Consider the following 18,681-nt stretch of genomic DNA (forward strand, 5'->3'; position numbering starts at 1 on the left):
CCGGTCTTCACGATCCTGCCGGCTACGCCCCACCCTGTTGTTGAACCGAGGCACGGTGCCCGTCGTTGCACAGGGGAGAGGCTGATCGTGAAGACCGAGGCGCGGCGCCCGAACATCCTGATCCTGATGGCGGACCAGCTGACGCCTTTCGCCCTGCCGGCCTATGGCAACGCGGTGGTGCAGGCGCCGGTGATGACGGCGCTGGCGCGGGACGGGGTGGTGTTCGACGCCGCCTACTGCAACAGCCCTCTGTGCGGGCCCTCCCGCGCCGTGTTCATGTCGGGCCGGCTGCCCTCGGCGATCGGCGCCTATGACAACGCCGCCGAGTTCCCCGCCGACGTGCCGACCTTCGCCCATGTGCTGCGTGCGCTGGGCTACCGCACCATCCTGGCCGGCAAGATGCATTTCTGTGGCCCCGACCAGCTGCACGGCTTCGAGGAGCGGCTGACCACCGACATCTACCCGGCGGATTTCGGCTGGACCCCGGACTGGGACCGGCCGGAGGCGCGGCCGAGCTGGTACCACAACATGTCGTCGGTGATCGATGCCGGCCCCTGCATCCGCACCAACCAGCTCGACTTCGACGACGAGGTGGTGTTCGCGGCCGAGCGCCGGCTGTACGACCTGGCGCGCGGCAGCGGCGCTGCCGACGGCCGGCCCTTCTGCCTGACCGTGTCGCTGACTCATCCGCACGACCCCTTCGCCGTGCCGGAGCGGTACTGGAACCTGTACCGCGACGAGGACATCCCGCTGCCCGAGGACACGCCGGCCGACGACCCGCATTCGCGCCGGCTGCGCCGGGTGTGCGAGCTGGACCGCACGCCGGTGACGGCGGAGCAGACCCGCCGGGCCCGCCGGGCCTATTACGGCGCCATCGCCTATGTCGACGAGCAGTTCGGCCGGGTGATGGCGGCGCTGCGCCACGCCGGCCTGGCCGAGGACACGGTCACCATCCTCCTGTCCGACCACGGCGAGTTCCTGGGCGAGCGCGGCCTCTGGTACAAGATGAGCTTCCTGGAAGGCGGCTGCCGCATACCGCTGGTGGTGCACGCCCCCGGCCGCTTCGCCCCGCGCCGGGTCGGCGCCGCCGTGTCCTCCGCCGACCTGCTGCCGACCCTGGTCGACCTCGCAGCGACGGAGGGCGCGCCGCCGCACCCGACGCCGCTGGACGGGCGCAGCCTGCTGCCACATCTGACCGGGGCGGGCGGGCACGACCTGGTCCTGGGCGAATACCTGGCCGAGGGCGCGGTGGCGCCGATCGTGATGATCCGCCGCGGCCCCTGGAAGTTCATCCACAGCCCGGCCGACCCGGACCAGCTCTACGATCTCTCGACCGATCCGGGCGAGCGGGTGAACCGCGCGGCGGACTCGGCCGAGGCCGCGCGCGTCGCCGCCTTCCGGGCAGAGGTGGCGGCACGCTGGGACCTGCCGCGGCTGCGCGAGCAGGTGCTCGAAAGCCAGCGGCGGCGGCGCTTCGTGGATGCGGCGTTGCGCCAGGGCGAACCGCATGGCTGGGACTGGCAGCCGCGGCAGGATGCCACCCGGCAATACATCCGCAACCACATGGATCTCGACGATCTGGAAGCCGCCGCCCGGTTCCCGCGCGTCACGCGCGGCCAACACACAAACGGGGAGACTCAATCATGTCCGGAGCGCGCCTCATCGCCCTCGCCCTGACCGGGCTGCTGCTGGCGGCCACGCCCGCCGCAGCGGCCGATCCCGACAGCTGCGCCACCGTGCGCATGTCGGACCCGGGCTGGACCGACATCACTTCGACCAACGGCATCATCGGCACGCTGCTGGAGCCGCTGGGCTACACCCAGAAGGTGGAGACCCTGGCCGTGCCGGTCACCTTCGAAAGCCTGAAGAATGGCCAGATCGACGTCTTCCTCGGCAACTGGATGCCGGCGCAGAGTCGATTTATCGAACCGCTCGTGGCCGAAAAGGCAATCGAGGTGATCCGCCCGAATCTTGACGGCATCCGCTTCACTTTGGCGGTCCCGGCCTATGTCGCCGAGGCCGGGGTGAAGGATTTCGCCGATCTGGCCAAGCATGCGGACCAGTTCGACCGCAAGATCTACGGCATCGAATCCGGGGCGTCGGCCAACCAGAACATCCAGAGGATGATCGACGCCAAGGATTTCGGCCTGGAGGGCTGGTCCCTGGTCGAATCGAGCGAGCAGGGCATGCTGAGCCAGGTGGAGCGGGCGGTGCGGCGGCAGGAATGGATCGCCTTCCTGGCCTGGGAGCCGCATCCGATGAACACCAAGTTCCAGATCGCCTATCTCAGCGGCGGCGACGCCTATTTCGGCCCGAATTACGGCGGCGCCACCGTTTACACCGTGACGAAGCGAGACTTGTCGAAGAATTGCCCGAATCTCGCCCGGCTGCTGTCACAGCTGGCATTCACGGTCGACATGGAGAACCAGATCATGGGGACGATCCTGGACGAGGGGGCGGACGGCCGCGCGGCCGCCGCGCAGTACCTCAAGGCTCACCCCGATCTCCTGTCCGGCTGGCTGGCCGGCGTGACCACCCGCGACGGACAGGACGGCCTCGCCGCCGTCCGCGCCGCACTGAACCGGGGCTGAAGGAGGCCCGCGACGCATGTGGACCGTGATCCGGGGTTGGATCGAACAGCTGTTCAAGCCGCGCTACCACCCGGAGCGGCACTATATGCGCGGACGGCAGTCCGGCGGCACCTCGCGCTGAGTCGTCTGTCGCCCCAGCGATAGCTCAGAACAAACCGTCATCGCGAGCCCCGAAGGGGCGTGGCGATCCAGCGATACCGTCCCCTGGATCGCCACGGCGCTGCGCGCCTCGCGATGACGGCTCACATCACGACGGGACCGATGGTCAACCCCTGATGAAGGCCAGCAGGTCGGGGTTGATGACGTCGGCATGGGTCGTGCACATGCCGTGCGGGAAGCCCTTGTAGACCTTCAGCGTGCCGCGCTTCAGCAGCTTGACCGAGAGCAGCGCCGAGTCCTCGATCGGCACGATCTGGTCGTCGTCGCCATGCATTACGAGCGTCGGCACGTCGATCGCCTTCAGATCCTCGGTGAAGTCGGTCTCCGAGAAGGCCTTGATGCAGTCGTAATGAGCCTTGGCGCCGCCCACCATGCCCTGGCGCCACCAATTGTCGATCACGCCCGGATAGACCTTCGCGCCCTCGCGGTTGAAGCCGTAGAACGGGCCGGTCGGGACATCGCGGAAGAACTGGGCCCGGTTATCGGCCAGCGCCTTGCGGAAGCCGTCGAACACCTCGATCGGCAGGCCGCCCGGGTTCTTCTCCGACTTCACCATCACCGGGGGCACGGCGCCGATCAGCACTGCCTTGGCGACGCGGCCGTTGCCGCCGTGCCGGGCGACGTAGCGCGCCACCTCGCCGCCGCCGGTCGAATGGCCGATATGGACGGCGTTCTTCAGGTCGAGATGCGCGGCCAGCTCGGCGACGTCGGCGGCGTAGGTGTCCATCTCGTTGCCGGTATCGGTCTGGCTCGACCGGCCGTGGCCGCGCCGATCATGGGCGACGACGCGGTAGCCCTGCGCCAGGAAGAACAGCAGCTGGGCGTCCCAGTCGTCGCTGCTGAGCGGCCAGCCGTGGTGGAAGACGATCGGCTGCGCGTCGCGCGGGCCCCAGTCCTTGTAGAAGATCTGGGTGCCGTCCTTGGTGCTGAGGAATCCGCTGCTCATGGTGCTGTCTCCGGAGGTTTGAGGTGAAGGCGCGGCGGCAGCCTGCGCCGGGAAAGCATGCGGCAGGGCCGCCACGGCGGCGAGTCCGACTCCCGCGGTCAGGACGAGCCGGCGCGAAATCCCGTCCGTCTCGTGCTCGCTATGATCCATCTGCGGCTCCATTGATATCGCGATAACTGTTGTCGCGATAATTATTCGATATCCCATCGCCGCGGCCGCGTCCACAAAAATCTTATCGCGATACCGATTATCGTGATAAATGTGATCGGAGAGTTATCGATAGGATCGTCCCGTGCCCGCACAGAAGGACCGCCCCCTCCCCCTGGACCAGCAGATCTGCTTCACGCTGTACCGCACCAGCATGGCCATCAACCGGACCTATAAGCCGATGCTGGACGAGATGGGCATCACCTATCCGCAGTACCTCGTGCTCAACGTGCTCGGCGAGGAGGACGGCCGCACGATCGGCGCCATCGCCGCCCGCCTCGCCCTCGAATCGAGCACGATCACGCCGCTGGTGAAGCGGATGGAGGCGGCCGGGCTGGTCAGCCGGCGGCGCAGCCCGGACAGTGAGCGGGAGGTCCAGGTCCGGCTGACAGAGGCGGGCCGCCAACTGTTCGCCCGCAGCCAGTGCCTGGGCGAGGCGCTGCTGCGGCGCTCCGGCCTGACCATGCCGCAGCTCGAGGCCCTCAACCGCCAGGTCCAGGGGCTGGCGGCAGCCCTGGACGGCCAGCTCGGCGGCCGGAGTGACGCCGACGCCGGACGACGACCCTAGGCCCGCATATCATCCTCGGATGGCAGCCGCCCGCTCGACGCAGTTGCGGCAGCGCCTCGCCTCATGCAGTTTGCGGCCACCTTTCCGCAAGCTGAGTGCGAGCGATGACTGACCCCGTTGCCACCTATGACGTGATCGTGATCGGCGCCGGCCCCGGCGGCTATGTCGCCGCCATCCGGGCCGCCCAGCTCGGGCTCAAGACCGCCTGCGTCGAGAAGATGCCGACCCTGGGCGGCACCTGCCTGAATGTCGGCTGCATCCCGTCCAAGGCGCTGCTGCAGGCGTCGGAGAAGTTCGAGGAGGCCAAGCACGCTCTGGCCGGCTTCGGCGTCAAGGTGGCGGGGGTCGAGCTCGACCTGCCCGGCATGCTGGGCCACAAGGACAAAGTGGTGAAGGCGAATGTCGACGGCATCGACTTCCTGTTCAAGAAGAACAAGATCGACCGGCTGCTCGGCCACGCCCGCTTCACCGCAAAGGACCGGATCGAGGTCGAGGGCAAGACCTACGCCGCCAAGAACTTCATCATCGCCACCGGTTCCGACTCGATGCCGCTGAACGGTGTCGAGGTCGACGAGAAGCGGATCGTCACCTCGACCGGCGCGCTGTCGCTGCCGGAGGTGCCGAAGCACCTGGTGGTGATCGGCGGCGGCGTCATCGGGCTCGAGCTCGGCTCGGTCTGGGCCCGGCTCGGCGCCAAGGTGACGGTGGTGGAGTTCCTCGACCGCATCCTGCCGACCAATGACGGCGAGGTGTCGAAGCAGATGCAGCGCATCCTGGCCAAGCAGGGCATGGCGTTCAAGCTGAGCTCGAAGGTCACCGGTGCGACCCAGACCAACAGGGGCGTGACCCTGACCGTCGAGCCGGCCAAGGGCGGCGATGTCGAGACCATCGAGGCCGACTATGTGCTGGTCTCGATCGGCCGCCGACCCTACACCAACGGCCTCGGCCTGGAGGCCGCGGGGGTGGAGCTGGACGAGCGCGGCCGGATCAAGACCGACAAGCATTTCCGCACCAATGTCGAGGGCATCTACGCCATCGGCGACGTCATCGCCGGGGCGATGCTGGCGCACAAGGCCGAGGATGAGGGCGTGGCCGTGGCCGAGATCCTGGCCGGCCAGGCGGGCCATGTGAACTACGATGCGATCCCCAACGTGGTCTACACCTGGCCGGAGGTGGCCTCGGTCGGCCGCAGCGAGGAGGAGCTGAAGCAGGCCGGCGTGGCCTACAAGGCCGGCAAGTTCCCGTTCCTGGCCAATGGCCGGGCCCGCGCCATGAACGCCACCGATGGCTTCGTCAAGATCCTGGCCGACGCCAAGACCGACCGGGTGCTGGGCGTCCACATCGTCGGCGCGGAAGCCGGCACCATCATCGCCGAATGCGCGATGGCGATGGAGTTCGGCGCCTCGGCCGAGGACATCGCCCGCACCTGCCACGCCCACCCGACCTTGAACGAGGTGGTCAAGGAAGCGGCCCTCGCGGTCGACGGGCGGCCGATCCACATCTGAGGCGCATGCCGGAGCGTCGGGACGCCCGTCCTTGACGCTCCGACCGCGATGGCGTTCCCATCGCCTTAGCCATGCCTGCGTCCCGCCCGATTCCGCCGCCGAACCGCACCGTCGCCGTCCTCGCCTATGACGGGCTGTGCACCTTTGAGTTCGGCGTCGCGGTCGAGGTGTTCGGCCTGCCGCGACCGGAATTCCAGGACTGGTACGGTTTCACCGTCTGCGCCGCCGAGGCCGGCCCGCTGCGCGCCATCGGCGGCGTCCAGGTCCAGGCCGGGGCCGGGCTGGAGGCGCTGGAGGCGGCCGGCACCATCGTCGTGCCGGGCTGGCGCGACATCCGCGAGACCCCGCCCGAGTCGCTGCTGGCCGCCCTGAAACGGGCCCATGACCGCGGCGCCCGGCTGGTCTCGATCTGCTCCGGCGTGTTCGTGCTGGCGGCCGCGGGCGTGCTGGCCGGCCGGCGCGTCACCACCCATTGGCGCTACGCCGAGGCGCTGGCCGCGCGCCACCCCGAGCTGCGGGTGGTGCCGGACGTGCTCTATGTCGACGAGGGCACGGTGCTGACCTCCGCCGGCAGCGCCGCCGGGCTCGACCTGTGCCTGCACATCGTGCGGCGCGACTGGGGCGCGCGGATCGCCAACCAGGTGGCGCGGCGCCTGGTGGTGCCGCCGCACCGGGAGGGTGGTCAGGCCCAGTATGTCGACCGGCCGGTGCAGGTCGAGGAGCGGCCGCGGCTGGCTGCGCTGTTCGACTGGGCCCGCCGCCACCTGGCCGAGGACCTGCCGTTGGAGCGGCTGGCCGATCAGGCTGGGATGAGCCTGCGCACCTTCCTCCGCCGCTTCCGCGAGGCCACCGGCACCACGCCGGGCGAATGGCTGGTCGGCGAGCGGCTGGCGCTGGCCCGAGAACTGCTGGAGACCACGGCCCTGCCGATCGAGCGCATCGCCACCGAATGCGGCTTCGGCTCGGCTGACACGCTGCGCCACCATTTCCGCCGCCGCCTCGCCACCAGCCCGGCCCGCTACCGCGCCGGATTCGCTCACGGCTGAGAGGGCCCGCCATGCTGCGCCTGTTCGTCGCCATCGCCATCCCCGCCGCGCTGCGGCCCCGCCTGTCCATGCTGCAGGGCGGCGTACCGGGGGCGCGTTGGACCGACCCGGCCGATTTCCACCTGACCCTGCGCTTCATCGGCGAGGTCGACACGCTGGAGGCGGAGGAGATCGACGAGGCGCTGCACGCCATCGCCGCGCCCGGCTTCAGCCTGGCGCTGGACGGCGTCGGCCAGTTCGGCAGCCGGCGCGCCGCCTCGACCCTGTGGGCCGGGGTGGCGACGGAGCCGGCGCTGCACTTCCTGCACGCCAAGGTCGACCGCGCCCTGGTCGCCGCCGGCCAGCCGCCGGACGACCGCGCCTATGCCCCGCACGTCACCCTGGCCCGGCTGCGCGATGCGCCGGTCGAGCGGATCGGCCGCTGGCTGCAGGAGCACGGGCTGTTCCGCGCCGATCCCTTCCCGGTCGACGCCTTCCACCTGTACCAGAGCCATGTCGGCCGCGAGGGTGCGGTGTACGAGATCCTGGAGAGCTATCCGCTCATCCCAACGGCGTGAAATATTGACCCGTCATGGCGAGCCCCGAAGGGGCGTGGCCATCCAGGGCAGCTCGCACCGGCCCCTGGATGGCCACGGCGCTGCGCGCCTCGCCATGACGGGGAAGGGACCGAAGAGTCGATCTCAAAGACCGCCGGTATCACGTAGACTTCACCGCGCCCGCGAGCCCAGCCCCATCGCCTGGCGCATGAAGAAGCGCTTCACCGGCGGCAGGCGGCCCACAGCGGCGAGGCCGAGGTCGCGGGCGATCTGCACCGGGGCAAGGTCGGTCGAGAACAGCCGGTTCAGCCCGTCGGTCGCCAGGATCATGGCGAGGTTGTCCGGCCGCCGCAGTTGCTCGTAGCGCTGCAGCAGCGCCGGGTCGCCGAGGTCGAGGCCGAGCCGGCTGCGCTCGACCAGCAGCTCGGACAGTACGGCGATGTCGCGCAGGCCGAGATTGAGCCCCTGGCCGGCGATCGGGTGGATGCCGTGCGCGGCCTCGCCGATCAGCGCCGCCCGGCGGGCGCCGTAGCGCCGGGCATGGACCACGCCGAGCGGATAGGTGAAGCGCTTGCCGACCGCCCGCACCGGCCCCAGCCAGTCGCCGACCTTGGCCTGCAGCGCCGCGTCGAAGGCGGCGGGCCGGTGCACCAGGTCGTCGGCGGTGTCCGGATGCTCGGTCCACACGATCGAGGAGCGGTGGTTGCCGTCGGCATCGTCCTTCATCGGCAGCACGGCGAAGGGGCCGGCCGGCAGGAAATGCTCGACCGCGACGCCGTCATGCGGCTCGGCATGGGCCATGACGCAGACCACCGCCTTCTGCCGGTAGGCGAAGCTGCGCGCCGGGATGCCCAGCTGCTGGCGGGTGAAGGAGGCGCGGCCGTCGGCGCCGATCACCAGATCGGCCCGCACCACCCGGCCGTCGGCCAGGGTCACGGCGGCGTGGCCGGTGCCGGTCTCGATGCCGACGACCTTGGCCGGGGCGATGTGGCGCACCGCCGGCAGGGCGTCCAGCCGCTCGAACTGCGCCAGCCGCAGCAGCCGGTTCTCGACGATATGGCCGAAGGGCGCGCCGTCCGACTCGCCGGCCATCTCCTGATGATCGAAATGCAGGAACACCGGGGCACGGCCGTCGGCGATGCGGATGTCGAGGATCGGCTCGGCCTGGTCCGCCACCGGATCCCACAGCCCGGCCGAGGCGACGATGCGGCGGGAGCCGTAGGAGAGCGCGGTGGTGCGGCCGTCGAATTCCGGCAGGGTGCGGGTCGCCGCCGGCTCCTGGTCCAGGATGACGGTGTCGATGCCGGCCTGGCCGAGCGCCGCCGCCATGGTCGCCCCGGCGAGGCCGCCGCCGACCACCACGACCTGGCTGCGCAAAGAAGTGCTGTCGTTCATGGCGCGCAGCATCGGAGGGCGGTGCCGCGCTGTCCAGTGGCGCTGTGTCACGGCGGAATCGCCAACCGCCATTCCATGATAGGATGTCACCATGATCCGGATTCTCTTCCTCTCCCTCCTGGTCCTGGCCGCGGGGTGTTCCGAGCGGCGGGGCGTCGGCGTCGCCGCCGGCGGCAGCTGGGGCGATTCCGGCCGCGGCGGCAGCATGATGTCGCTGTCGATCCCGTTCGGACCGTGACCCGGCAATTTCGCGTCGCGAACCGATCCTGATTCGTTCGTGATTCGTCCGGGTGTTCTGCAGGGCGTGCCGGACCGGCCACACCGTGACCGGAAAAGCGCGCCGGGCTGGCCGGCGGGCGACGCTGGATTTGACAGGAGAGGTCAGAAGACCGGATAAAGTGATTGGAATCTAAGAGCTGTTTCGCGGCGGCACCGGCCGCCGGAAGCGAGGGGAGAGGCCGGCGGCAGCCGGCCCGACGCGGAATCAGGGTGTTGCAGGAGAGCATGCGAGGCGGCCGACTCAACGAGGCATTGGAACGGCTCGCGGACTATCCGTTCGCGCGGCTGGCGGCGCTGTTGTCCGGGGTGACGCCCCCGGAGGGGGTGACGCCGCTGGCCATGTCGGTCGGCGAGCCGCAGCACGCGCCGCCGGCCTTCCTGGCCGAGATCCTGGCCGCCAATGCCGACAGCTGGAACCGCTACCCGCCGGTGGCCGGCACCCCGGCCTTCCGCGAGGCCTGCGCCGCCTGGCTGCAGCGCCGCTTCCATCTGCCCGACGGGCTGGTCGACCCGGCCCATATCCTGCCCTTGTCCGGCACGCGCGAGGCGCTGTTCCTGGTGGCGGAGCTGGCGGTCGACCACCGGCCGGGTGCCAACCAGGTGCCGGCGGTGGCGCTTCCCGACCCGTTCTACGCCCCCTACGAGGGCGCCGCGGTGATGGCCGGGGCCGAGCCGGTGTTCCTGCCGGCCGGGCCGGCCACCGGCTTCCTGCCCGATCTCGACGCGCTGGAGGCCGACACGGCGCTGCTGGCGCGGCTGAAGCTGCTGTATCTGTGCAACCCGACCAATCCGCAGGGCGCTGTCGCCAGCCCGGCCTATCTCGACCGCGCCATCGGCCTGGCCCGGTCGCACGGCTTCATCCTGGCGGCCGATGAGTGCTACGCCGAGATCTACGACCGCGAGCCGCCGGTCGGCGTGCTGGAGGTCGCCGCCGGCCGCGACGGCGGGTCGCTGGACAACCTCCTCGTCTTCCATTCGCTGTCGAAGCGGTCGAACGCGGCCGGGCTGCGCAGCGGCTTCGTCGCCGGCGACCCGGCGCTGGTGGCCGCCTTCCTGCGGCTGCGCAGCCATTCCGCCGCCGGCATGCCGCTGCCGATCCAGGCGGCCTCCGCCGCGCTGTGGGCCGATGACGCACATGTCGTCGCCAACCGGGCGCTGTACGGGGCCAAGTTCGACGCCGCCGAGGCAGCGCTGGGCGGGCGCTTCGGCTTCCGCCGGCCGGAGGGCGGCTTTTTCCTGTGGCTCGACGTCGGCGACGGCGAGGCCGCCGCCCGCCGGCTGTGGGCCGAGGCCGGGATCCGCACCCTGCCCGGCGGCTACATCACGCGCCTGGACCGGCCGGAGATCGGCCGGCGCTGGCTGCGCGTCGCCGTGGTCCACGACGCCGAGACGGTCGGGCGCGCCCTGACCCGGCTCGGCGAGGTCCTGTCCCGAGCCGAGGCGACGGAATGACGATGGCCGGAACCCCGTCCCGCGGCAGCCGCACCGCCGTGACCCGCAGCTCTGGGCGCGGCGCCTCGAACAAGCGCTCCTTCCTGCCCCCGGTGGTGCGGGAATTCCTGCGCAACCGGGTGCGCGAGCTGAGTGGCCTCAGCATCGCCGTGTTCGGCTGTGGCCTCCTGGTTGCCCTGGTCAGCTACGACCCGACCGACCCGTCCTGGAACACCGCCAAGGCCGGGCCCGCCGCCAACCTGCTGGGCCGGCCCGGCGCCCATCTTGCCGACCTCTTGATCCAGACGCTCGGCATCGGCGCCTTCCTGCTGGCCGTGCTGCCGCTGTTCTGGGCCTGGCGGCTGATGCGGCACCACGCCCTTGACCGGGTGTGGTGGCGGGTCACCAGCCTGCTGTTCGGCGTGCTGTTCCTGGCCGCCGGCCTGTCGCCGCTGCCGGCGATCGAGGGCTGGGCCGAGCGCGGCTCGCTGGGCGGCGCCGTCGGCTCGATGATCCTGCGGCGGATCTCCGATACCGTCATCCTCTCGGCCGGGCCGGTCGCCACCTTCTGGCTGGCGCTGGCCACCGGCGCCTTCGGCCTGCTGCTGGTGCTGATCGCGCTGGGCCTGTCCTCGGCCGAATGGCAGCGCGTCGGCGCCGTGACCGGCGCCGGCGCCCGCACCGGCGCGTCGATCACGGGATCCCTGCTGCGGGCGCTGGGCCGGCTGCTGCAATGGCTCGGTCTGCGCACGCTGCATGGCGCCGGCACCGTCGCCGCCAGCATGATGCGGCGCGAGCCCGCCCCCGCGGCGCCGCCGGCCTTCGCCATGCCGGAGGCCGGGCCGACCGCGCGGCCGCGCTTCGCCCGCGCCAACCCGCCCGGCCCGCGGATCGCCGATCCGGGCGCCGAGCCCGGCGAGGCGCCGCGCCCGCCGCTCATCATCGGCGGCGGCCGCACCGAGCCTGAGGACGACCTGCCAGAGGAGGAGGACGAGGATCTGATCGATCTGCCCTCGCTTCGCCCGGTCGAGGAGCCGCGTCGCCCGGCCACGCCGCCGCCCCCCGGCTCGCTTCAACGCGTCGCGCCCGCGGCGATCGAGCCGGCGCCGCGCCGCCCGGCGACCCCGCCGCCGCGGCAGACCAGCTTCGAGCTGGCGCCGCCCGACACCTACGAGCTGCCGCCGCTCGACCTCCTGACCCTGCCGGACCCGAGCAAGCGCCCGGCCGTGGCCGACCCGCGGGTGCTGGAGCAGAACGCCGCGGCGCTGGAGCAGGTGCTGAGCGATTTCGGCGTCCGCGGCTCGATCGTGAAGGTCAATCCCGGCCCGGTGGTGACGCTGTACGAGCTGGAGCCGGCGCCCGGCACCAAGTCCAGCCGCGTCATCGGCCTGGCCGACGATATCGCCCGGTCGATGAGCGCCGTGTCGGTCCGCGTCGCCGTGGTGCCCGGCCGCAACGTCATCGGCATCGAGCTGCCGAACCAGAAGCGCGAGATGGTGCTGCTGCGCGAGCTGCTCGGCTCCGACCAGATGGAGAAGGCGGGGTCGAAGCTGGGCCTGGTGCTGGGCAAGGACATCGGCGGCGGCCCGATCATCGCCGACCTGGCCCGCATGCCGCACCTGCTGGTGGCCGGCACCACCGGCTCGGGCAAGTCCGTCGCCATCAACACCATGATCCTGTCGCTCCTGTTCCGGCTGCCGCCGGACAAGGTGCGCTTCATCATGGTCGACCCGAAGATGCTCGAGCTGTCGATCTACGAGGGCATCCCGCACCTGCTGGCCCCGGTCGTCACCGACCCGAAGAAGTCGGTGGTGGCGCTGAAATGGGCGGTGCGCGAGATGGAGGACCGCTACCGGTCCATGTCCAAGGTCGGCGTCCGCAACATCGAGGGCTACAACCAGCGGCTGCGCGAGGCCAAGGCCAAGGGCGAGGTGCTGACCCGACGGGTACAGACCGGCTTCGACCCCGACACCGGCAAGCCGATCTTCGAGGACCAGCCGATCGACCTGACCGAGCTGCCCTACATCGTCATCATCGTCGATGAGATGGCCGACCTGATGCTGGTGGCGGGCAAGGACATCGAGGCCCTGATCCAGCGCCTGGCGCAGATGGCGCGCGCCGCCGGCATCCATCTGATCATGGCGACGCAACGCCCCTCGGTCGACGTCATCACCGGCACGATCAAGGCCAACTTCCCGACCCGCATCAGCTTCCAGGTCACCTCCAAGATCGACAGCCGCACCATCCTGGGCGAAGGCGGGGCGGAGCAGCTGCTGGGCCAGGGCGACATGCTGTACATGGCCGGCGGCGGCCGCATCACCCGCGTGCACGGCCCCTTCGTCTCCGACGGCGAGGTCGAGGAGGTGGTGCGCCACCTCAAGGCCCAGGGCGAGCCCGCCTACAACGACGCGGTGCTGGAGGATCAGGAGGACGGTGGCGGCTTCGATTCGCTCGGCCTCGACGGCGAGGGCGGCTCCGGCGACGATCTCTACGACCAGGCGGTGGCGCTGGTGGCGCGCGAGCGCAAGGCGTCGACCAGCTTTATCCAGCGCCATCTGCAGATCGGCTACAACCGCGCGGCGCGGCTGATCGAGCGCATGGAGCAGGAGGGCGTGGTCAGCCCGGCCAACCATGTCGGCAAGCGCGAAGTGCTGGCGGGCAACCATTGATCCGGGCGGGATAGCCGCTCCCCTCACCGTCATGGCGAGCCCCGAAGGGGCGTGGCCATCCAGGGCCGCTCGCACCGGCCCCCTGGATGGCCACGTCGGCTTCGCCTCCTCGCCATGACGGCTCAGAGGGAGAGTCCGCCGCTTCGCCCCGCCCCGATCGTTACGCCGATTTCATCTCCCGCCCACCGGGGCGTTAGCTGCGGCGACGTAGGGTGCGTGCGTCGGAGCCAAGACGTGGCCTCCCGCCCGCCTCTCCTCCGATCTTCGTTGTCCCCTCGATGGAGATCGTCATGCGCAGGAGCCTTCTGTTCGCCGTCCTCACGGTGCCCGCCCTGGCCCTCGCCCCCGCCCTGGCGATGGCGCAGACCCCCGCCCAGCCCGCCGGGACGGCGCCGGCCGTCACCGCGCCGCACAAGATGAAGACCCATCACACGGCCCGGGTGCATCACCGCAAGGTCGCGCACAGCAGCGCGACCAGCGAACAGGACCAGACCCGCAAGCTGAACGAGGAGCAGCTGAACAAGGCGAAGTAGCGCGTTCGGGCCGCAACAGAACCTCGCTCCCACCCCCCTTCCGAGGCGAGGTTCGCGGTCCCGCGAGGCCCGGCCGCCCAGGCGGCCGGGCTTTTTTTCGTTCGTCGCAGGATTCGTCGCCGGGCCAACAGACGACATCCGGCGAACATGAAATATCGTTCATGAAGGCATTTTCTTCGGATCGGTATCGCGCCCCCGTCGTTAGGGAGACGATCGGCTCACGCGCCGCGGCCGCCGCCGCCGTCCCACCGATCTTCAGGCATCCCTCGATGGAGACCTTCATGCGCAGGAGTTTTGTCTTTGCCGCCTTCGCCGTGTCGGCACTTGCCGCCGCGCCCGCCCTGGCCCAGACCGGGACCGAGCCGGCGATGCCCGAGACGACGACGCCGTCGGTCGAGGCTCCCGCGGCGAACATGCCGGCGGAGCCGGCCCAGAATCCCCAGCATCAGCAGCGCAAGCGCATCCAATCCTCCGGCGCCGAGGAGCAGACCCAGGCTCCGCGCCGCCGCACCAGCAAGAGCGCGCAGAACCAGGCGGAGGAGGAGCAGACCCGCCAGCTGAACCAGCAGCAGCTGAGCGCCGGGGCCACGCCGGTACCCTCGCAGCAGATTCTGCCCGGCCAGGGCGTGCCGGGCCAGATGGCCCCCGCCCAGCCCATGCAGCCCGAGACCATGCAGCCGGGGACGATGATGGAACAGGCTCCCTCGATGGAGCAGACCGCCCCGATGGATCAGATGCCGCCGACCGAATAATTCCGGGGGAGTCCGCCGCAGTCTCTGCGATGGACACACGGGGCCCGGCCGCATGGGCGGCCGGGCCCTTTTTCATGCCGGACGATCGCTGCCCGAGGCGATGACCGCGTCGCGGAAGGCGGCGGCTGCGGGCGACAGCGTCCGGCCCGCCCGGGTCAGGACCCCGATGTCGCGGGTCACCTCCGGCCCCTGCAGCAGGCGCGTCGTCAGGGCCGGATGGGCCAGCACCGGCAGGGTCAGCACCGGCAGCGCCGTCACCCCGAGGCCGGCCGCCACCAGCGCGCCGGCGGTGGCGAGATGCGACACCTCGAATTCCGGCTCGACCGCCGCCCCGGCCTGGGCGAAGCCGCGGTCGGTCAGCGGGCGGACGCTGGTGATCCGCGACATGGCGACGAAGGGAAAGCCCGCCAGATCGGCCCAGGTCACGGCGGAGGACCGCGCCAGCGGGTGGTCCTGGCGCAGGATGGCGACGAAGCGGTCGGACATGATGCGGGTGAAATCCACCTTGCCGTCGGCGGCCGGGCGGCCGGCGATGCCGAGATCGGCCTCGCCGCTCAGCACCGCGCCGACCACGCCGTCGAGCAAGGTATCGATGACGCCGACCGACACCCCCGGATGGCTGCGGCGGAACCGGTCGATCACCGGCGGCAGCAGCCCGGCCGTCACCGAGGGCAGCCCGGCGACGGCGACGCGGCCGCGCGCCGAGCGGAAATAGTCGCCGAGATCGTCGAGCGAGGTCCGGAGGTCGCCGATCAGCCGGCCGGCAATGGCGGCGAATTCCCGTCCCTGCGGCGTCGGCTCGACCGTCCGGGTGTTGCGGTCGAACAGCCGCACGCCCAGCCGCGTCTCGGCCCGCGCCACCGCCCGGCTGACCGCCGGCTGCGACATGCCCAGCGCCTCGGCCGCGGCACGGAAGCTGCGCAGCCGGTCGACCTCCAGGAACACCTCGATCTCGAACAGCGACAGGTTGATGCGCTTCATGCATCAATCGATGACACAAATTCACTTCCAGATCCACCGCCCGCCGTGGCGTGCTGAGGCCCGAGCGGTCGCCGAGGGAAGAACGACCGCCGCAGCGGGAGGACGGCATGCTGGCGGCTTTGGGGTTCCTGATCATCGCGGTGTTCCTGGCGCTGATCATCAGCGGCCGCGTCTCGGTGCTGGTCGCGCTGGTCCTGGTGCCGCTGGCCGGCGGCCTCCTCGGCGGCTTCGGCGCCGATCTCGGCCAGATGATGCTGGACGGCGTCGTCAAGGTGGCGCCGGTCGGCATCATGATCATGTTCGCGGTGCTGTATTTCGGGCTGATGATCGACGCAGGCATCTTCGACAGGCCGATCAAGTTTCTGCTGTCCCTGGTGCAGGGCGACCCGGTGCGGCTGTGCCTGATCACGGCGCTGCTGACCATGCTGGTCGCGCTGGACGGCGACGGCGCCACCACCTTCCTGATCACGGTCACGGCGCTGCTGCCGGTGCACCGCCGTCTCGGCCTCAACCCGCTGGTGCTGCCCGGCATCATCTGCCTCGCCGCCGGCACCATGAACCTGCTGCCCTGGGGCGGGCCGACGGCCAGGGCGATGGCCGTCCTGAAGACCGACGCCTCAGCCCTGTTCAACCCGGTGATCCCGGCCATGATCGCCGGCCTGGCCTGGGTCTTCGTCGCCGCCTGGCTGATCGGCCGCGGCGAGCGCAAGCGGCTGGGCGTGGCCGACGGCGTCGACGCGGTGGCGCTGGTCGAGCCGACCGAGGCCGAGCGGTCGGCGCGCCGACCGCATCTGGCCTGGTTCAACGGCGCCCTGACCATCGCCCTGATCGTGGCCCTCCTGGCCGGGCTGGCGCCGCTGCCGGTGCTGTTCATCGGCGCCTTCGCCATCGCCCTCGTGGTCAACTATCCGCGCTGGGAGCAGCAGCGCGAGCGGCTGGTGAAGCACGCCGACAGCGTCGTCACCGTCACCACGATGATCTTCGCCGCCGGCATCTTCACCGGCATCCTGGGCGGCACCAAGATGATCGGGGCGATGGCCGAGGCGCTGGTGGCGGTGGTGCCGCCGGGCCTGGCGCCGTACCTGTCGCAGATCGTGGCGGTGACGGGCATGCCGCTGAGCCTCGTCTTCACGCCGGATGCCTACTACTACGGCATCCTGCCGGTTTTCGCCGGCACCGCCGGCGCGCTGGGCCAGGACCCGCTGGCGATCGGCCGGGCCGCGATCCTGGGCCAGATGACTACGGGCTTCCCCTTGAGCCCCCTGACCGCCTCGACCTTCATCCTGGTCGGGCTGACCGGGGTGCAGCTCGGCGCCCATCAGCGCTTCATCTTCAAATGGGCCTTCGCCTCGACCCTCGTCATGACGGCCGTCGCCTGGGCCACGGGAGCCATCTGAATGCCGGGTCGGACGATGCGGATCGGGGCCGGCGCCGGTTTCGCCGGCGACCGGCTGGAACCGGCGGTGGATTTGGTGGCGCGCGGCGGGCTGGACGCGCTGGTGTTCGAATGCCTGGCCGAGCGCACCATCGCGCTGGCCCATCGCCGCCGCCGGGCCGACCCGGAGGCCGGCTTCGACCCGCTGCTGGAGCGCCGGCTGCGGCCGGTGCTGCCGGGCGTTGCCGCCCAGGGCATCCGGGTGCTGACCAATATGGGCGCGGCCGACCCCGAGGGCGCCGGCCGCCGCGCCGCCGCGCTGTGCCGGGAGCTGGGTGTCAAGATGCGGATCGGGGTGGTGACCGGCGACGACGTGCTGGACCGCATCGACCCGGCCGCCCCGGCCCTCGAGGACGGACGGCCGCTGGCCGATCACGGCCCGCTGATCGCCGCCAACGCCTATCTCGGCGCCGGCGCGATGCTGCCGGCGCTGGAGGCCGGGGCACAGCTGGTGATCACCGGCCGGGTCGCCGACCCGTCGCTGTTCGTGGCGCCGCTGGCCTGGCGCCTGGGCTGGGCGCTGGACGACGCGAGCCGCATCGCCACCGCCACCCTGGCCGGGCATCTGATGGAATGCGCGGGCCAGGTCACCGGCGGCTATTTCGTCGATGCCGACGGCAGCGACGTGCCGGGCCTGGCCGATCTCGGCTTCCCGATCGCCGAGGTGACGGCGGGCGGCGCGATCACCATCACCAAGCTGCCCGGCACCGGCGGGCGGGTCAGCCGCGCCACGGTGACCGAGCAGCTGCTGTACGAGGTCACCGACCCCGGCGCCTATGTCACGCCCGACGTGGTGCTGGACGTCACCGGCGTGTCGGTGGCGGAGCAGGGCGCCGACCGCGTCGCCGTCGCCGGGGCCCGCGGCCGGCCACGGCCGGAGTCGCTGAAGGTCAGCGTCGCCTATGAGGCGGGGTGGGAGGCGGAGGCCGGCATCTCCTACGGCGGCGGCGGCGCGGTCGAGCGCGGCCGGCGCGCGGCCGAGATCGTCCGCACCCGCCTGGACCGGCGCGGCGACATCACCGACCTGCGGCTCGACCTGGTCGGGGTCGATTCGCTGCTGCCGGGCCGGCTGCGGGGCGGGTCGCCGTCGGAGGTCCGGCTGCGCCTCTGCGCCCGCGCCGCCACCGCCGAGGCCGCAGCGGATGCCGCGCACGAGGTCGAGAGCCTCTACACCAACGGCCCGGCGGCGGGGGGCGGGGTCCGCAGCACGCTCCGCCCCGTGATCGGCATCGTCTCGACCCTGATCGACCGCCGGGCCGTCAGCCCCGCGGTCGAGATCCTGGAGGCATGATGGTCCGCCTCGGCACGCTCGCCCATGCCCGCGCCGGCGACAAGGGCGACACCACCACGCTGAGCGTGATCGCCCGCGACCCGGCCGATTTCGAACGGCTGCGCCGCACGGTGACGGCGGAGTGGGTGGAGGCGCATCTCTGCGGCGCCGCGACCGGCCGCTTCACCCGCTTCGAGCTGCCCGGCCTCTCGGCGCTGCACTTCGTCGGCCGCGGCGTGCTGGGCAGCGGCGTCACCACCTCGCTGGCGCTGGACAGCCACGGCAAGACGCTGGCCTCCGCCCTGCTCGACCTGGAGCTGCCGGAGTTGGAGCTGCCTGGGGACGGCTGAACGACCATAACAACGGGGGGAAGACGCC

General features: G+C 71.3%; 17 protein-coding genes. 14 read left to right on the forward strand and 3 right to left on the reverse strand.

The features are described 5' to 3' along the window. Positions 1 to 87 precede the first annotated feature (87 nt). Together betC and KXR53_RS05385 are read left to right on the forward strand one after the other, a co-directional pair. Positions 88 to 1,677, forward strand: coding sequence for a choline-sulfatase (gene betC / locus KXR53_RS05380; protein WP_437374068.1), 1,590 nt, complete (start codon positions 88 to 90; stop codon positions 1,675 to 1,677). Further along, a complete protein-coding gene (locus tag KXR53_RS05385; protein WP_437374069.1) occupies positions 1,644 to 2,591 on the forward strand; it encodes a choline ABC transporter substrate-binding protein in 948 nt (315 codons plus the stop codon). The genes betC and KXR53_RS05385 overlap by 34 nt, the downstream gene beginning before the upstream one ends. 265 nt (positions 2,592 to 2,856) lie before the next feature. On the opposite strand, the gene KXR53_RS05390 is transcribed toward KXR53_RS05385, so the two are convergent. Beyond that, positions 2,857 to 3,696 (reverse strand): alpha/beta fold hydrolase, encoded by an 840-nt coding sequence (locus KXR53_RS05390; RefSeq protein ID WP_437374070.1) that lies wholly within the window; start codon positions 3,694 to 3,696, stop codon positions 2,857 to 2,859. Positions 3,697 to 3,988: 292 nt separating this feature from the next. Between KXR53_RS05390 and KXR53_RS05395 the strand changes: the two genes are divergently transcribed. The 4 genes from KXR53_RS05395 to thpR all read left to right on the forward strand — a co-directional run bounded on the left by KXR53_RS05395 (position 3,989) and on the right by thpR (position 7,579). Next, complete coding sequence (locus KXR53_RS05395) at positions 3,989 to 4,471, forward strand: MarR family winged helix-turn-helix transcriptional regulator (RefSeq protein ID WP_437374071.1); 483 nt, start codon at positions 3,989 to 3,991, stop codon at positions 4,469 to 4,471. A gap of 104 nt (positions 4,472 to 4,575) precedes the next feature. Beyond that, positions 4,576 to 5,976, forward strand: a complete 1,401-nt coding sequence (lpdA, locus tag KXR53_RS05400) for a dihydrolipoyl dehydrogenase (protein WP_437374072.1) — start codon at positions 4,576 to 4,578, stop codon at positions 5,974 to 5,976. Positions 5,977 to 6,047: 71 nt separating this feature from the next. Then, positions 6,048 to 7,022 (forward strand): transcriptional regulator FtrA, encoded by a 975-nt coding sequence (ftrA, locus tag KXR53_RS05405; protein WP_437374073.1) that lies wholly within the window; start codon positions 6,048 to 6,050, stop codon positions 7,020 to 7,022. Between the two features lie 11 nt (positions 7,023 to 7,033). Continuing rightward, positions 7,034 to 7,579, forward strand: coding sequence for an RNA 2',3'-cyclic phosphodiesterase (gene thpR / locus KXR53_RS05410; RefSeq protein WP_437374074.1), 546 nt, complete (start codon positions 7,034 to 7,036; stop codon positions 7,577 to 7,579). A gap of 150 nt (positions 7,580 to 7,729) precedes the next feature. Here thpR and KXR53_RS05415 read toward each other — a convergent pair whose 3' ends face one another. Next, a complete protein-coding gene (locus KXR53_RS05415) occupies positions 7,730 to 9,046 on the reverse strand; it encodes a UbiH/UbiF/VisC/COQ6 family ubiquinone biosynthesis hydroxylase (protein ID WP_437374075.1) in 1,317 nt (438 codons plus the stop codon). On the opposite strand from KXR53_RS05415, the gene KXR53_RS05420 reads away from it, so the two are divergent. The 5 genes from KXR53_RS05420 (at position 9,045) to KXR53_RS05440 (ending at position 14,617) form a co-directional block, all read left to right on the forward strand. After that, the gene (locus KXR53_RS05420; RefSeq protein ID WP_437374076.1) at positions 9,045 to 9,191 is read left to right on the forward strand and encodes a hypothetical protein; all 147 of its coding nucleotides are present in this window, start codon (positions 9,045 to 9,047) and stop codon (positions 9,189 to 9,191) included. The two genes, KXR53_RS05415 and KXR53_RS05420, sit on opposite strands and share 2 nt — an antisense overlap. A 266-nt stretch (positions 9,192 to 9,457) precedes the next feature. Next, positions 9,458 to 10,684 carry an aminotransferase class I/II-fold pyridoxal phosphate-dependent enzyme gene (locus KXR53_RS05425; RefSeq protein ID WP_437374077.1) on the forward strand — a complete coding sequence of 409 codons (1,227 nt, stop codon included), beginning with the start codon at positions 9,458 to 9,460 and terminating at the stop codon, positions 10,682 to 10,684. Further along, positions 10,681 to 13,332 carry a DNA translocase FtsK gene (locus KXR53_RS05430; protein WP_437374078.1) on the forward strand — a complete coding sequence of 884 codons (2,652 nt, stop codon included), beginning with the start codon at positions 10,681 to 10,683 and terminating at the stop codon, positions 13,330 to 13,332. Before KXR53_RS05425 ends, KXR53_RS05430 begins: the two co-directional genes overlap by 4 nt. A 290-nt stretch (positions 13,333 to 13,622) precedes the next feature. After that, entirely contained in the window at positions 13,623 to 13,865 is a 243-nt protein-coding gene (locus tag KXR53_RS05435; RefSeq protein WP_437374079.1) for a hypothetical protein, read from the forward strand. Positions 13,866 to 14,146: 281 nt separating this feature from the next. Then, on the forward strand, positions 14,147 to 14,617 hold the full coding sequence (locus tag KXR53_RS05440; protein ID WP_437374080.1) for a hypothetical protein: 471 nt from the start codon (positions 14,147 to 14,149) through the stop codon (positions 14,615 to 14,617). 72 nt (positions 14,618 to 14,689) lie between these two features. On the opposite strand, the gene KXR53_RS05445 is transcribed toward KXR53_RS05440, so the two are convergent. After that, a complete protein-coding gene (locus KXR53_RS05445; protein ID WP_437374081.1) occupies positions 14,690 to 15,598 on the reverse strand; it encodes a LysR substrate-binding domain-containing protein in 909 nt (302 codons plus the stop codon). A gap of 107 nt (positions 15,599 to 15,705) precedes the next feature. Here KXR53_RS05445 and KXR53_RS05450 point away from each other — a divergent pair, with 107 nt between their 5' ends. The 3 genes from KXR53_RS05450 to KXR53_RS05460 are packed head-to-tail and all read left to right on the forward strand — an operon-like array spanning position 15,706 to position 18,653. Continuing rightward, positions 15,706 to 16,995: a CitMHS family transporter gene (locus KXR53_RS05450; protein WP_437374082.1), complete on the forward strand. Its 1,290-nt coding sequence runs from the start codon at positions 15,706 to 15,708 to the stop codon at positions 16,993 to 16,995. Continuing rightward, positions 16,996 to 18,324, forward strand: coding sequence for an acyclic terpene utilization AtuA family protein (locus KXR53_RS05455; protein ID WP_437374083.1), 1,329 nt, complete (start codon positions 16,996 to 16,998; stop codon positions 18,322 to 18,324). Continuing rightward, a complete protein-coding gene (locus tag KXR53_RS05460) occupies positions 18,321 to 18,653 on the forward strand; it encodes an AtuA-related protein (RefSeq protein ID WP_437374084.1) in 333 nt (110 codons plus the stop codon). Before KXR53_RS05455 ends, KXR53_RS05460 begins: the two co-directional genes overlap by 4 nt. Positions 18,654 to 18,681: the final 28 nt, after the last annotated feature.

Origin of the sequence: Inquilinus limosus, assembly GCF_051487185.1 — a bacterium.
Classification (GTDB): Bacteria; Pseudomonadota; Alphaproteobacteria; order DSM-16000; family Inquilinaceae; genus Inquilinus; species Inquilinus limosus_F.

Excerpts from the sequence above, each read along its gene's own strand:
- thpR (WP_437374074.1), top strand. The coding sequence starts at position 7,034 with ATGCTGCGCCTGTTCGTCGCCATCGCCATCCCCGCCGCGCTGCGGCCC.
- KXR53_RS05440 (WP_437374080.1), top strand. The coding sequence starts at position 14,147 with ATGCGCAGGAGTTTTGTCTTTGCCGCCTTCGCCGTGTCGGCACTTGCC.
- KXR53_RS05390 (WP_437374070.1), bottom strand. The coding sequence starts at position 3,696 with ATGAGCAGCGGATTCCTCAGCACCAAGGACGGCACCCAGATCTTCTAC.
- KXR53_RS05420 (WP_437374076.1), top strand. The coding sequence starts at position 9,045 with ATGATCCGGATTCTCTTCCTCTCCCTCCTGGTCCTGGCCGCGGGGTGT.
- ftrA (WP_437374073.1), top strand. The coding sequence starts at position 6,048 with ATGCCTGCGTCCCGCCCGATTCCGCCGCCGAACCGCACCGTCGCCGTC.
- KXR53_RS05385 (WP_437374069.1), top strand. The coding sequence starts at position 1,644 with ATGTCCGGAGCGCGCCTCATCGCCCTCGCCCTGACCGGGCTGCTGCTG.
- KXR53_RS05450 (WP_437374082.1), top strand. The coding sequence starts at position 15,706 with ATGCTGGCGGCTTTGGGGTTCCTGATCATCGCGGTGTTCCTGGCGCTG.
- KXR53_RS05460 (WP_437374084.1), top strand. The coding sequence starts at position 18,321 with ATGATGGTCCGCCTCGGCACGCTCGCCCATGCCCGCGCCGGCGACAAG.
- KXR53_RS05435 (WP_437374079.1), top strand. The coding sequence starts at position 13,623 with ATGCGCAGGAGCCTTCTGTTCGCCGTCCTCACGGTGCCCGCCCTGGCC.
- KXR53_RS05425 (WP_437374077.1), top strand. The coding sequence starts at position 9,458 with ATGCGAGGCGGCCGACTCAACGAGGCATTGGAACGGCTCGCGGACTAT.
- KXR53_RS05455 (WP_437374083.1), top strand. The coding sequence starts at position 16,996 with ATGCCGGGTCGGACGATGCGGATCGGGGCCGGCGCCGGTTTCGCCGGC.
- KXR53_RS05445 (WP_437374081.1), bottom strand. The coding sequence starts at position 15,598 with ATGAAGCGCATCAACCTGTCGCTGTTCGAGATCGAGGTGTTCCTGGAG.
- lpdA (WP_437374072.1), top strand. The coding sequence starts at position 4,576 with ATGACTGACCCCGTTGCCACCTATGACGTGATCGTGATCGGCGCCGGC.
- KXR53_RS05415 (WP_437374075.1), bottom strand. The coding sequence starts at position 9,046 with ATGGTGACATCCTATCATGGAATGGCGGTTGGCGATTCCGCCGTGACA.
- KXR53_RS05430 (WP_437374078.1), top strand. The coding sequence starts at position 10,681 with ATGACGATGGCCGGAACCCCGTCCCGCGGCAGCCGCACCGCCGTGACC.